Source organism: Rhodanobacter sp. C01, assembly GCF_002001045.1.
Taxonomy (GTDB): domain Bacteria; phylum Pseudomonadota; class Gammaproteobacteria; order Xanthomonadales; family Rhodanobacteraceae; genus Rhodanobacter.
The window spans coordinates 447629-460709 of sequence record NZ_MUNR01000011.1 but is presented as its reverse complement, the minus strand read 5'-3'; the positions used below and the strand labels follow the sequence as shown (position 1 = coordinate 460709).

The following is a 13081-nucleotide window of genomic DNA, read 5'->3' as shown; positions in this document are numbered from 1 at the left end:
ACGATGGGCATTCTTGATTTCCTGAAGCGCAAGCCGGAAGCCACCGCGACCGTTGCCAGGGAGCGCCTGCGCATCATCGTGGCACAGGAACGCTCCAACCGCGGCGCGCCGGACTACCTGCCGATGATGCGCAGCGAATTGCTCGAAGTGATCAAGAAATACGTCCACGTCGATATTGAGGCGATCAACATCAATGTCGAGCGCGACAGTGGTCACGAGATTCTCGAGCTTTCGGTGGCACTCCCCGAAGGCAAGCCTGCCGCCGTGTAATTGCACGACCCCACCTTCTTCAGCCGTCATCACAGGAAGCCAGGCACAAACTGGCTTCCTGCAGTCGATCCGCGCTGGCTGCCACGCGCATGCAATCTGAAACCCGCACCCAGCAAGAATCCAGCGACCCTGCCGACAGCGTGATGCGGCTGAGCCAGCTCGGCTTCGATGCGCCCGCAGCCCTGCTTGCCCGCTTTGGCCTGCAACTTCATCGCGTCGAGCCCGGCGAACCGATACCCGGTAGTTTCTGGGGCGACGAGGAAGCCGGCATCATCGGCAATACGGTGCACGCGCGCGACGATACGCCGGTACATTCATTGCTGCACGAGGCCTGCCACCTCATCGTGCTGCCGCCGGAAAGACGTCTGGACGTCCATACCGACGCCACTGACTCGATCGAGGAAGAGGATGCCACCTGCTATCTGCAGATCGTGCTGGCCGACGAGCTGTCCGGCGTGGGACGTGCGCGACTGATGGTCGACATGGATGCCTGGGGCTATTCGTTCCGGCTCGGCTCGACCCGCGCATGGTTCGAGCAGGACGCGAACGAGGCAAGGGAGTTTCTGAAGGCACGCGACCTGATCTGAGCCGCTGCAGGCGGCAGCGCTCCGAACCCTTACCTGGCGTGCCAGTCACCATCCTCGCCCTTGCTGTATTTCTTCCTGACTGCCGACCAGGCCACCTTGTGCGCGACTTCCTCGCGCGACTCGCTGCCGCGCCGCTCGCTCTTGTCGCTGTATTCGTCCCACGCACTGTTGAACGCCTTCTTGTAGATTTCCTGGGCATGCTTCGGCACGTGATCGCGCACGCTATCGGGCAGATCGCTGATGGCTTTGTATGGCATCGCAGAAGGCTCCGTTGCATGGATCATGCAGGACGCACCGTGCGCCCCGTACGATCAAGCCACCGTCAACTTCATGTTGTCGTGACGGGAAACATCACGCCCCGTTCAGCGACGAGATACGTGCTGATCGCCCGGCACATACCAGCGCCAGGGCAGGTCGACCGCACGAGTGATACCCACGCGCGTCGTCGCCACGGGGGTTGCAGGCGGTGGCGTGCCATCGTCAACGATGCTGAAACCGCCGCTGCCGCTGACCAGATCGATACCGTCCTGCGCACCGTCGATGCCCATCGCCTGACACAGCCGCGCGGGGCCACGGCACAAGTCGCGGTCGCTACGGCAGGCCGGTCGCGCGGCGCGCATCGCATCGAGTCCGCCGAGTGGCGCAAGCGCCCGCAGCAGCACCGCGACACCCTCGCCGGCTTCACCGCACACCGGATTGCAGCACCAGTGCATGCCGTAGGTGAAATACACGTAGAGCAGTCCCGGGCCACCGAACATCGTTGCATTGCGCGCCGTCCGGCCACGCCAGGAATGTGCCGCGGGGTCGAGTGCCCCGTTGTAAGCCTCGGTCTCCACGATACGCCCGCTGCGACCGTCCGCATTGACCAGGACCTTGTTCAGCAAAGCCACGGCGACCGTGCACGAATCGCGCCGATAGAACGCACGATCGAGCGTGCCGCGACGGTCAGTCATGTGCAAACAGCTGCGGCAGCAGGACCGTCAAACGATGACGCATGTTCCGGAACACCTGCATCCGTTCGATCTTCATCCGCCTGTGCATCTGTCGATGATCCATGCCGATATGGAGACGCGCAGGTTACGCCGCTTGCGCAGGCTGTGCAGTCTGCCAACCAGGTCACGACATCGAACGGTGCCACACTGGCTCTACACAGCATGGCGGCCTAGAGTTTCGCCAGGCAATCGGAACAGATCGCGCTGGAGGGCATCATGGCTACCCGCAGGCTGGTGCTGTTGTTCGACGGCACCTGGAACAAGCCGGAGTCGAACACCAACGTGGAGCGTCTGCGTCGGTTGATCGCAATGCGCGACGCTGCCGGCGTCGAGCAGCTCGTCAACTACATCCCCGGCGTCGGCGTAGCGTCGGGCTGGGTTCACCTGCTCGGGGGTGCGTTCGGGTACGGTCTGTCGGACAATGTGCTGAGAGGCTATCGCCGCCTGTGCGAAACGTGGCAGCCAGGCGACGATGTCTATCTGTTCGGATTCAGCCGCGGAGCCTATACCGCGCGCAGCCTCGCCGGCCTGATCCGCAAGTGCGGACTGCTCAAGGCAAGCGCCGATGGCCGGATTGCCAAGAGTGCCATTTCCACTGCCTACGACTTCTATCGCGACACCACGATCCAGCCCGATGATGATGCTGCCGTGGATTTCCGCATACGACACTCCGTCGAAATCGACATCCATTTCATAGGCGTCTGGGATACGGTCGGCGCGCTCGGCATCCCGGATACCGCCTCGTGGTTCCCCTATGCCCGCGCGCGCTACCAATTCCATGACACCGAGCTGAGCAAGATCGTCAAATACGCCTATCAGGCACTGGCACTGGACGAACATCGTGCCGACTTTGCACCGGCCGTGTGGACGCGCAATCCTTACAGCGTGAAACCCGGCGAGACCCTGACCTCGAAAAAGGTCGAGCAGATCGAGATCGAGCAGCGCTGGTTCATAGGCGCGCATGCCGATGTCGGTGGCGGCAACGACCGCGACGGCGCCGGACGCAAACCGGATCCACTGCCCGAGTTGCCACTTGCGTGGCTGCAGCAGAAGGCGATCGCCGCAGGCCTCGCCTGCGATGAGATTCTCGTCCCGGAGATCGATGCCAACGCCGGCATGCCGCGCGACTCCTACGCGGAGTTCATGTACGGCCTCTACAAGGAATTCAAGCCGCCGTTCGACCGCACGCTGGGCAACGGCATCAATGAAAAGGTGGACGATTCCGTATGGCAGCGATGGATGGCGGATGCCAGCTACCGTTCGCCTTCACTGGCGCAGGCACTGGCGCACGCGGTCGTGCTGATGTCGTTCGAAAACGTGATCGCTCCGGATACGGTCACCGCTACCCAGCCATCGGCATCTTCCTGAAACCCTTGGCTGTCGCGCTCAACCCGACCAACTCAGCGCGGCTCGGCAATCTCCGCCTGCATCGCTGTAGCCGCATCGATACCCGTCCCGGCAAGCTCCAGCGCGCGCCGGGCAACCGCGCCATACCACATCCATCCCAGCATACCGATCACCGTCAGCGTCGATGCGCCCAGCGCAAGTTGCAGCAGGCTGACTGACAGCAGCGGCGACATTACGCCAGCGACGAAGCTGCACAGCAGCAGACTGGCAAATGCCTGCACCGAGGAAATGCTGCCGCGCTGCTGCGGGAAGCGGTCCAGCAGCAACAGCGTCAACGTGGGAAACGCCAACTGCACACCGACGCCGTGCAGGATCAGCGGCAGCATCGACCATGGCAGCCGCGGTACCGGAAATACCAACGCCAGCAGCAGATGCAACGCGCAGGCCAGCAGCATCACTGCATACCCCAGATTCACGGTGAAACCCGCACTGCGCCGCTCGGCCATCCGTCCGGACAGCCATGCACCGCCGATCAGGCCCGTCACCACCGGCAGGAACAACCATGGAAAACCTGCCGCCGACAGATGCAGCAATTCGCGCACGATCCTGGGCGCCGAGGCGATGTACAGGAACAGTCCGGCAAAATTGACCGAACTGGAAATCAGCAATGGCCAGAACGGACGATCTCGACCAAACGAGACATAGCTGGCCAGCAAAGTCCTTGGCGCAAATGACTTGCGAAGCGCGGGTGGATGGCTTTCCGCCAGCAGCAACGCGAGCGCCAGCGCCAGCAATGTGGTGAACCCTGCCAGCACCCAGAAGATGCCGTGCCAGCCGCCCAGCGGCAGCAGCAGCGCACCGACCATTGGCGCGATCACCGGCGCCACCCCGAAAATCATCATCACCTGGGACATCAGCCGCTGGGCAGCTGGGCCTTCGAACGTGTCGCGGATCACCGCGCGCCCTACCACCAGCCCCGCTCCGGCGCATACGCCCTGCAGGCCGCGACAGGCCAGCAGCATCGCGAACGAGGTCGACATCGCGGCGCCCACCGAAGCGAGCGCATACACCAGCATGCCGGCAACCATGACCGGCTTGCGCCCGATCGCATCGGAGATCGCGCCATGGAACAGGCTCATCGCCGCATAGGTGACCAGGTACACGCTGATCAACTGCTGCAAGGCGATGCCGTCCACCGCGAAGCGTGCACCGATCAATGGAAACGACGGAAACACCGCGTCGATCGAGAATGGCCCGATCATCGACAGTGCGGCCAGCAGCCAGGGCAGGCTGCGGCGCATAGGGTGATTGGTTGGATTCATGCAGGGATCGGCAGCTCGACAGGGCAGCAAGTATAGGGCCCATCCCCTACGGAACCCGCGCCACAGCCCATCGTGCTTGACGGCATGACGGCCAGATCGACTAGGATGATGGCTCGGGAGATGGCATGCCTCCCGTTTCGCGGAAGCTTTCGGCATCCCGAAACAAACCACCTCTCGCCATGCGTTGAGGTTGATGATGCCTGCACCACCGGCTTCCGGCGGCGCAGGCGTGCCTGCCACCGCGGCAACCGGACACTTTCATTGTCAGGAGGCGCGCACGTGGGCTTGAACGGATTTGTAGCGGTAGGTATTGGCGGCGCTTTGGGCTGCTGGATGCGCTGGGGGTTGGGCGTGGTGCTCAACCCGATATTCCCCACTATCCAGCTGGGCACGCTAGCGGCCAACTTGGCTGGCGGCCTGCTGATGGGCTGCGTAATGGGCGTGTTCGATCATTTCCAGACCCTGTCACCGGAACTGCGACTGTTTGTGTTCACTGGCTTTCTAGGTGGCCTGACCACGTTCTCTACCTTTTCGGCCGAATCCACCACCCTGCTACTGCGCCAGCAGTACCTATGGTTCAGTGGCCACGCGTTAGCACATGTAGTCGGCTCGCTGGCGATGACCGTGCTCGGCATCACTCTCACACGCAGCCTGCTGCGTCACTAATCTGGAGAGCGTGCATGAATCAGGAAACCGTGCGACAAGGCGTTCATCTGACCTTCTATTGCCATCTGCGTGCGAAACACGACGGGATGTTGCTGTCCGAATGGTTGCTGGAGCAGGCCAGGGACAACGGCCTCGGCGGCGGTTCGGTATTCCGTGCAATCGCCGGCTTCGGTCGGCATGGCGTGCTGCATGAGGAACAGTTCTTCGAGCTGGCCGACGACCTGCCGGTCAAGATCGAGTTCCTGTTGCGCGAGGATCAGGCCGAGCTACTGCTGCAGCTCGTGCGCGTGGCCGATGTCGACGCGACGTATGCACGCTGGCCGGCAAGCTTCGCGGTACTCAGCAAGCACTGACCATTACGGTTCACCCACTGCGAGGCAATGCATGAGCCAGGACGACCTTAAGAACCGCGCCAGCGAACTACTCGAACAAGCCGGTATCCGCATCGACGGCACAGCGCCAATCGACTTGCGCGTACATGACGATCGCCTGTACGCCCGGGTGTTCGCGCATGGCTCGCTGGGCCTGGGCGAGGCCTACATGGACGGCTGGTGGAATGCCGACGATCTGCCCGGCCTGTGCACCCGCCTGCTCACCGCAGGGCTGGATCAGGAGCTGAAGACCCTCGATACCCTGCTCGCGCATCTCAAGGCCCGCTTCATCAACCTGCAACGCGGCGAGCGCGCGTTCGAGATCGGCAAGGCCCACTACGACCTCGGCAACGACCTGTTCCACGCCATGCTTGGCACCCGGCTGGTGTATTCCTGCGCTTACTGGGCACGGGCCGACAACCTGGACGATGCGCAAGCGGCCAAACTCGACCTGATCTGCCGCAAGCTGCAATTGCAGACCGGCCAGCGCGTGCTGGACATCGGCTGCGGCTGGGGTGAGGCGCTGAAGTACGCGGCCGAGCACTACGGCATCGAAGGTGTCGGCATCACGGTGTCGCAGGAACAGGCCGATTACGCACGCGAGCTGTGCGCCGGACTGCCGATCGAGATCCGCCTGCAGGATTACCGCGAGATCGACGAACGGTTCGATGCCGTGTATTCGGTCGGCATGTTCGAGCATGTCGGCGGCAAGAACTATCGCACCTACTTCGAGGCCGTGAGGCGTTGCCTGAAGGACGACGGCCTGTCGCTGCTGCACTGTATCGGCAGCAACAGCGCACCGGCACAAACCGATCCGTGGATAGAAAAATACATCTTCCCAAACTCGATGATTCCCGCCGCCAGCCAGGTCACGACAGCACTGGAAGACCTGTTCGTGGTCGAGGACTGGCACAACTTCGGTACCGACTACGACCGGACCCTGATGGCTTGGAGTGCCAACTTCGAAGCGGCATGGCCAACGCTTTCGGCCCGTTACGACGAACGCTTCCGGCGCATGTGGCGCTACTACCTTGCCGTGTCCACCGCGGTGTTCCGCAGCCGCCGCGACCAGCTGTGGCAAATCACCCTGAGCCCGCACGGCGTACCCGGCGGCTACCGCGTGCCGCGCTGAGTCCGCCAACACCGCACCAGCGTCGTGTCACCATCGGCGGTGCCGCCGTTACTGCAAGGAATATCCATGCGTCTGTCCCGCTTCGCCCTCGGTTGCTCAGCGATCGCGCTGCTCAACCTGCTGCTGGTCACCCGGGCATTTGCCCAACCGGCGTTGTGGGTCTTGCGCAATGAACATGCCACGGTCTATCTGTTCGGCACCGTGCACCTGCTGCCGGACGATACCGACTGGCACTATCCGGCGCTGGACAAGGCACTCGCTGCCAGCGATTCGCTGACGATCGAACTGACCGACGACGATGCCGCGACCATGCAGACGCTGGTGTTGCAGTACGGGCTGGATCCCGCCCATCCGCTGGCAGACAAACTCACCGCCGCCGAAAACGCCAGCCTGGCCCAGGCCGCACAGGATGCGGGCATGCCTGGCGGCGCCCAGGCCTTGCAGATCATGCGGCCGTGGCTGGCTGCCGTGACGCTGGCCGTGGCGCCATTGATGAAAGCCGGCCTCGACCCCGAACATGGCGTGGACAAGCTGCTGAAGTCGCAGATGCTCGCGTCCGGCAAACCGGTGAACGGGCTGGAAACCTCCGAGCAGCAGATCCGTTTCCTTGCGGACCTGCCACCCGCAGTCGAACTGAGCTTCCTGCGCTCGACTCTGCATGACGTCGACAAGGGCCCGGCCGAACTCACCCAGCTGATCAGTGCGTGGAAGAACGGTGATATCGCCACCATCGCGCGGATCGAGGACGAGGATGTGCGCACACAGGCACCGGAGCTTTATCAACGCCTGCTGGTGCAACGCAACCAGGCATGGGCCGGCAAGATCGCCGCCATGCTGCAGCAACCCGGCACCGTCTTCATCGCGGTCGGCGCCGGGCATCTGGCCGGACCGGACAGCGTGCAGGTGCAGCTGCACAAGCTGGGCATCGATGCGGTTCGCCAATAGCGCCTGCTTTCTGGCACCATCGTCCGGCTATCCGCGCAGTCTGCGCGCTACCTGATTGATGCAACCCCATGAACCTGCAAGCCAATTACGAACAAATCCCGCTCAAGGAATACGCCGAGCGAGCCTATCTCGACTACTCGATGTACGTGGTGCTGGACCGCGCCCTGCCCTTCGTCGGCGACGGCCTGAAGCCGGTGCAGCGACGCATCATCTACGCGATGAGCGAGCTGGGCCTCGCTGCCACCGCGAAACCGAAGAAATCCGCACGCACCATCGGCGACGTGATCGGCAAATTCCATCCACACGGCGACAGCTCCTGCTACGAAGCGATGGTGCTGATGGCGCAGCCGTTCTCGTACCGCTACCCGCTGGTCGACGGCCAGGGCAACTTCGGCTCGCCGGACGATCCGAAGAGCTTCGCGGCGATGCGTTACACCGAGTCCAAGCTCAGCCCGATCGCCGAAGCGCTGCTCGGTGAGCTTGGCCAGGGCACGGTGGACTGGGTGCCGAACTTCGACGGCACGCTGGAGGAGCCGAGCTGGCTGCCGGCGCGCGTGCCGCACGTGCTGCTGAACGGTTCGATGGGCATCGCGGTGGGCATGGCCACAGACATCCCGCCGCACAACTTGCGCGAGCTGGCCAGCGCCTGCATCCGCCTGCTGGACGATCCGGACGCCACCGTCGCCGATCTGTTCGAGCATGTGCGCGGCCCGGATTATCCGACCGAGGCGGAAATCATCACTCCGCGCGCCGACCTGCTGGCGATGTACCAGAGCGGCGGCGGTTCGGTGCGCGCTCGCGCGGTATACCAGCGCGAAGAAGGCAACATCGTGATCACCGCGCTGCCGCATCAGGTCAGCCCGTCGAAGATCCTCGAGCAGATCGCCGCGCAGATGCGCGCGAAGAAACTGCCGATGATCGAGGACCTGCGCGACGAGTCCGATCACGAGAACCCGATCCGCCTGGTTATCGTGCCGCGCTCGAACCGAGTCGATGCCGACGAGACGATGCAGCACCTGTTCGCGACGACGGATCTGGAGAAGAGCTTCCGCGTCAACCTCAACATGATCGGCCTGGATGGCCGTCCGGCGGTGAAGGATCTCAAGCGCATCCTCACCGAATGGCTGGCGTTCCGTACCAGCACGGTCACCCGGCGACTGGAGCACCGGCTGGCCAAGGTCGAGCGTCGCCTGCACCTGCTCGAGGCGTTGCGCATCGCCTACCTCAATCTCGACGAGGTGATCCGCATCGTGCGCAGCGAGGACGAGCCCAAGCCCGTCCTGATCGTCCGCTTCAAGCTGTCCGAGGAACAGGCCGACTACATCCTCGAAACCCGCCTGCGCCAACTGGCGCGGCTGGAAGAGATGAAGATTAACGCCGAGCGCGACCAGCTCGAAGAAGAACGCGCGAAGATCAGTGTGCTGCTGAAGTCGCCGGCCAAGCTGAAGAGCCTGATCAAGGACGAGCTGCGCGCCGACGCGGCCAAGTTCGGCGACGACCGCCGCTCGCCGCTGGTGCAGCGCGATGCAGCACAGGCACTGGACGAGAGCGCGCTGGTCGTCAGTGAACCGGTCACCGTGGTGCTGAGCCAGAAGGGTTGGGCACGCGCGGCCAAGGGCCACGACATCGATGCCGAAGGCCTGAACTACCGCGAGGGCGACGGCCTGCTCGCCGCGGTGAAGGCACGCACCACCCAGCAGGTGGCGTTCATCGATTCCACCGGCCGCAGCTATTCCACACCGGCACACACGCTGCCCTCCGCGCGCGGCAACGGCGAACCGCTGACCGGTCGCTTCAGCCCGGCCGCGGGCGCCAGCTTCGATGCGGTGATCGCTGGCGACAACGACACCCGGCTGATCCTCGCCACCGATTTCGGCTACGGCTTCGTCACCCGCTTCGAGGCGCTCACCGGCCGCAACAAGGCCGGCAAGCAGATCATCAGCCTCAGCGATGGCGCGCATGTCCTTGCGCCGCAGGTCAGCGCCGATCCGGCGCGCGACCGCATCGTGGTGGTCACCACCGAGGGCCATCTGCTGATGTTCTCGGTCGCCGAGCTGCCGGAACTGGACAAGGGCAAGGGCAACAAGCTGATCGAGGTGCCCAAGGCGAAACTCGCCAGCGGTGATGAACGCGTGGCCGGTATTGCCGTGGTCGCCGAAAGCAAGGGTGAAGTCACCCTGTACGCCGGTCAGCGTAAACTCACCCTGAAATGGTCAGACTTGGTCGAGTATGGCGGCAACCGCGCCACCCGTGGCGGTCTGTTGCCACGCGGCCTGCGTCGGGTGGAACGGATCGAGACGACTGCCTGACGAGATTGCCTGACGACAGGGGATGGCAGGAACTTCCCGCCATCCCGTGTTTCAAATGCGGATGTGCACGCTGATACCACTCGTGCGTTGAAAACGTCATATCCCCGGAGCACACATGAACATGAAACGTCTGATCATCGCCTTGGCAGGCACCCTGTTGGCCGGTTCAGTGGCTGCACAAACGGCCAGCCAGCCGCTGAACCTCAAGCTGCCACCTGGTGACGTGCCGGCCTCCAGTTCGACGGCAGCTGCCCCCGCCAGCAGTTCCAGCATCGCCAACTCGACCGCCAGCAAGCCTGCACCGGGCGTGTATTACGGCGACACCAGTGGGCGCATGGGCAACACCGAGCGCGACACGGCCTCGACGCATCAATGCGACGACTCTACCTACAACCAGGCGCAGACCCACGGCAGCGTGGGCATGGGCGTGGTCGGCGGCAATCATGTGAGCGGCAGCTACCAGACCGCCTCGGTCGACGTCACCAAGAACCTCGGCGACTGCGACCACCCCACCGGCTCGGTAGGCTTTTCCATCAATGTCGGCCAGGGCAATTTCCATGGTGGTCACGGCTACTGACCGACAGTTACAACTGTTCTGATTGACCCGGGGAATACGGTCGATGCACGGCGAGTACAAGATGCCCGGCGGCAAACTGGTCGTGATCGACCTCGACGTGCGGGACGGGCATCTCGCGAATGTGCAGCTGAGCGGCGATTTCTTCCTTGAGCCGGACACTGCGCTGTACATGATCAATGCCGCGCTGGATGGACAGCCCGCAGATGCCGGCAAAGCCATGCTCGCCGCCTGCCTGCTCGATGCGCTGCCGGCCGACGTAATGATGTATGGAGTCTCGCCGGAAGCCATTGCGGTCGCCGTGGGCCGCGCCTTGCAATGGGACTCGCACGCATGATGCGTACGGACTGGCGCGACCACGACTGGCAACTGATCCACACCACCCCGCAATCGCCCACGCTGCACATGGCACTGGACGACGTGCTCACCCACGAAGTTGGTGCCGGTCGACGCGCACCGACGCTACGCATCTGGGAATGGGCTGCGCCGGCGGTGGTGATCGGCCGCTTCCAGTCGCTGCGCAACGAAGTCGACGCAGCCGCCGCACAACGCCACGACATCCAGGTGGTTCGCCGGGTCAGCGGCGGCGGCGCGATGTTCATCGAACCGGGCAACACGATCACCTACTCGATCTACGCGCCGCTTTCGCTGGTCAAGGACATGTCGTTTCAGGAGGCTTATGCCTTCCTCGACGCGTGGGTGCTGCAGGCACTCGGCGAACTCGGCATCAAGGCCTGGTACCAGCCACTGAACGACATCACATCCGAAGGGGGCAAGATCGCCGGTGCCGCGCAGACGCACCGTGGTGGCGCCGTGCTGCATCACGTGACGATGGCCTATGACATCGACGCCACCAAGATGCTGGACGTGTTGCGCATCGGCCGCGAGAAACTGTCCGACAAGGGCACCACCAGCGCGGCCAAGCGGGTCGATCCGCTGCGCAGTCAGACCGGTCTGCCGCGTGAGGCAGTGATCGCCCAGATGATCGCCACGTTCCGGCGCCTGCATGGTCTACACGACGACCGCTTGCGACCTGACGAGCTGGCTGATGCCGAGGCCCTGGCGCGGAACAAATTCTCCAGCGCCGCGTGGCTGGCCGACGTACCGTAACTCCCCGTTCCTACAAAAACAAACCCTTACAACCGCGTAAACGACCACGACTGCATGCGCCCGTCGCGATACGGCATCACACCGTGGAACGGGCGCGGATCGTCGTCGAATACCAGCGGCAGGAAATGGCGATCGCCTTCCCACATCGGCAACTCCATCAGCCGGTCACGCGGCACCCACTCCAGCGTGCCTTCCGCATTGGCAACCAGCGCCTCGCCGCGGTAGGTATCGATCACGAAGATGAAGCCGAGCCAGTCCTCGCCTTGCTTGCCGAAGCCGGGCCAGTTCAGCGTGCCGCGCAGGCGCATCGACTCGCACACGATGCCGGCCTCCTCGAGAATCTCGCGCTTCATGCAGGCGGCGATGTCCTCGCCCGGCTCCATCTTGCCGCCAAGCCCGTTGTACTTGCCGAGGTGCTGATCGTCCGCACGCGCGTTGCGGTGGATCATCAGCACCTTGCTGCGATCGGGCGACAGCACATAGCCGAGTGTGGCCGTGATCGGGGTGTACGGCATGAAGAATCCCCTGTGGAGAAAGACGAAAGTTTAGCTGCAGTCGCGCGTGCGCACTGGTCATCGGCTGCATATCGTCATGATCGGACTTGCACCAGCATCGCCGGGCGGCGACCATCGGCAGATGCGCCACCATGCCCCGACATCCGCTCTCCGGCCCCCTGGCCATCTTCCCCTGCGCTGCCTGTTGGCGCTGACACTGCTGGCCCAGCTGGCCGGCTGCACGTCTGCATCCAGAGCCATGGACAGCAGCGAACTGGCGTTCGACGGGCAGAACTATCGTGTCGTGCATCTGGATCTCAAGCGCGAGCCGTTGAGCCTGCACTGGCGCGATCCGCAGAGCGGCCAGGCGTTCGGCAATATCGAGGCATTGCGCCAGTGGGGCCAGGCACAGGGGCAGCGACTGCTGTTTGCCACCAACGCGGGCATCTACGACAGGCAGTTTGCGCCGCTCGGCCTGTACGTCGAAAACGGCAAGACCGTGGTGCCGTTGAACCTTGCTCATGGCAACCCTGCATCAGGCAATTTCTCGCTGCTGCCGAACGGCGTGTTCGCGGTGTATCCGGACGGCCATGCCGCGATACGCACCAGTACCGCCTTCAAGGCCGACAACAAGGCCACCCAATGGGCGACCCAGTCAGGTCCGATGCTGCTGATCGACGGCAAGCTCAACGAGCAATTCGTCGACGATTCCGCCAGCCTGAAGTGGCGCAGCGGGGTGTGCGTGAAAACACCCACCGACGTGATCTTTGCCGTGAGCGAGGCGCCCGTGAATTTCCATACGTTTGGACGGCTGTTCCGCGACAAGCTGGGTTGTCGTGATGCCCTGTACCTGGATGGCAGCATCTCGCAGCTGTACGTCGATGGCGAGGGCTATGCAGGTGCCCCGGCCTTCATGATCAAGCCTTACGCCGGCATCTTTGCCGTGTTCGCCAAGCCGTGAC

At 63.6% G+C, this 13081-nt stretch carries 16 protein-coding genes and 1 riboswitch; of the genes, 12 read left to right on the top strand and 4 right to left on the bottom strand.

Annotation, left to right across the window (positions count from 1 at the left end):
* Positions 1–3: 3 nt before the first annotated feature.
* Positions 4–270, top strand: coding sequence for a cell division topological specificity factor MinE (gene minE, locus B0E50_RS11305; RefSeq protein ID WP_077441280.1), 267 nt, complete (start codon positions 4–6; stop codon positions 268–270).
* 89 nt (positions 271–359) lie between these two features.
* A complete protein-coding gene (locus tag B0E50_RS11300; protein ID WP_077441279.1) occupies positions 360–857 on the top strand; it encodes a hypothetical protein in 498 nt (165 codons plus the stop codon).
* A gap of 29 nt (positions 858–886) precedes the next feature.
* On the opposite strand, the gene chaB is transcribed toward B0E50_RS11300, so the two are convergent.
* A complete protein-coding gene (gene chaB / locus B0E50_RS11295; protein WP_077441278.1) occupies positions 887–1114 on the bottom strand; it encodes a putative cation transport regulator ChaB in 228 nt (75 codons plus the stop codon).
* A gap of 105 nt (positions 1115–1219) precedes the next feature.
* Positions 1220–1810, bottom strand: a complete 591-nt coding sequence (locus tag B0E50_RS11290; protein ID WP_077441277.1) for a DNA-3-methyladenine glycosylase — start codon at positions 1808–1810, stop codon at positions 1220–1222.
* A gap of 255 nt (positions 1811–2065) precedes the next feature.
* Here B0E50_RS11290 and B0E50_RS11285 point away from each other — a divergent pair, with 255 nt between their 5' ends.
* Complete coding sequence (locus B0E50_RS11285; protein ID WP_077441276.1) at positions 2066–3217, top strand: DUF2235 domain-containing protein; 1152 nt, start codon at positions 2066–2068, stop codon at positions 3215–3217.
* 32 nt (positions 3218–3249) lie between these two features.
* Here the strand turns inward: B0E50_RS11285 and B0E50_RS11280 are convergent, their stop codons facing one another.
* Positions 3250–4518 (bottom strand): multidrug effflux MFS transporter, encoded by a 1269-nt coding sequence (locus B0E50_RS11280; RefSeq protein ID WP_077441275.1) that lies wholly within the window; start codon positions 4516–4518, stop codon positions 3250–3252.
* Positions 4519–4625: 107 nt separating this feature from the next.
* Positions 4626–4728, top strand: a riboswitch (Fluoride riboswitch).
* 69 nt (positions 4729–4797) lie between these two features.
* On the opposite strand from B0E50_RS11280, the gene crcB reads away from it, so the two are divergent.
* The 8 genes from crcB to B0E50_RS11240 all read left to right on the top strand — a co-directional run bounded on the left by crcB (position 4798) and on the right by B0E50_RS11240 (position 11625).
* Positions 4798–5184, top strand: a complete 387-nt coding sequence (gene crcB / locus B0E50_RS11275) for a fluoride efflux transporter CrcB (RefSeq protein WP_077441274.1) — start codon at positions 4798–4800, stop codon at positions 5182–5184.
* Positions 5185–5198: 14 nt separating this feature from the next.
* Positions 5199–5537 carry a DUF190 domain-containing protein gene (locus B0E50_RS11270; RefSeq protein WP_077441273.1) on the top strand — a complete coding sequence of 113 codons (339 nt, stop codon included), beginning with the start codon at positions 5199–5201 and terminating at the stop codon, positions 5535–5537.
* A 31-nt stretch (positions 5538–5568) separates the two neighbouring features.
* Positions 5569–6687 carry a cyclopropane fatty acyl phospholipid synthase gene (cfa, locus tag B0E50_RS11265; protein ID WP_077441272.1) on the top strand — a complete coding sequence of 373 codons (1119 nt, stop codon included), beginning with the start codon at positions 5569–5571 and terminating at the stop codon, positions 6685–6687.
* Positions 6688–6753: 66 nt separating this feature from the next.
* Complete coding sequence (locus B0E50_RS11260) at positions 6754–7632, top strand: TraB/GumN family protein (RefSeq protein ID WP_077441271.1); 879 nt, start codon at positions 6754–6756, stop codon at positions 7630–7632.
* Between the two features lie 68 nt (positions 7633–7700).
* Positions 7701–9941, top strand: a complete 2241-nt coding sequence (gene parC, locus B0E50_RS11255; protein ID WP_077441270.1) for a DNA topoisomerase IV subunit A — start codon at positions 7701–7703, stop codon at positions 9939–9941.
* Positions 9942–10056: 115 nt separating this feature from the next.
* Positions 10057–10518 carry a hypothetical protein gene (locus tag B0E50_RS11250; protein WP_077441269.1) on the top strand — a complete coding sequence of 154 codons (462 nt, stop codon included), beginning with the start codon at positions 10057–10059 and terminating at the stop codon, positions 10516–10518.
* Between the two features lie 43 nt (positions 10519–10561).
* On the top strand, positions 10562–10852 hold the full coding sequence (locus B0E50_RS11245; protein ID WP_077441268.1) for a biotin--protein ligase: 291 nt from the start codon (positions 10562–10564) through the stop codon (positions 10850–10852).
* Positions 10849–11625 (top strand): biotin/lipoate A/B protein ligase family protein, encoded by a 777-nt coding sequence (locus tag B0E50_RS11240; RefSeq protein ID WP_139350839.1) that lies wholly within the window; start codon positions 10849–10851, stop codon positions 11623–11625. Before B0E50_RS11245 ends, B0E50_RS11240 begins: the two co-directional genes overlap by 4 nt.
* Before the next feature lie 26 nt (positions 11626–11651).
* Here B0E50_RS11240 and B0E50_RS11235 read toward each other — a convergent pair whose 3' ends face one another.
* Positions 11652–12140, bottom strand: a complete 489-nt coding sequence (locus B0E50_RS11235; RefSeq protein WP_077441267.1) for an 8-oxo-dGTP diphosphatase — start codon at positions 12138–12140, stop codon at positions 11652–11654.
* Positions 12141–12378: 238 nt separating this feature from the next.
* On the opposite strand from B0E50_RS11235, the gene B0E50_RS11230 reads away from it, so the two are divergent.
* Positions 12379–13080, top strand: coding sequence for a phosphodiester glycosidase family protein (locus B0E50_RS11230; protein WP_254427253.1), 702 nt, complete (start codon positions 12379–12381; stop codon positions 13078–13080).
* The last annotated feature ends 1 nt before the right edge of the window (position 13081 follow it).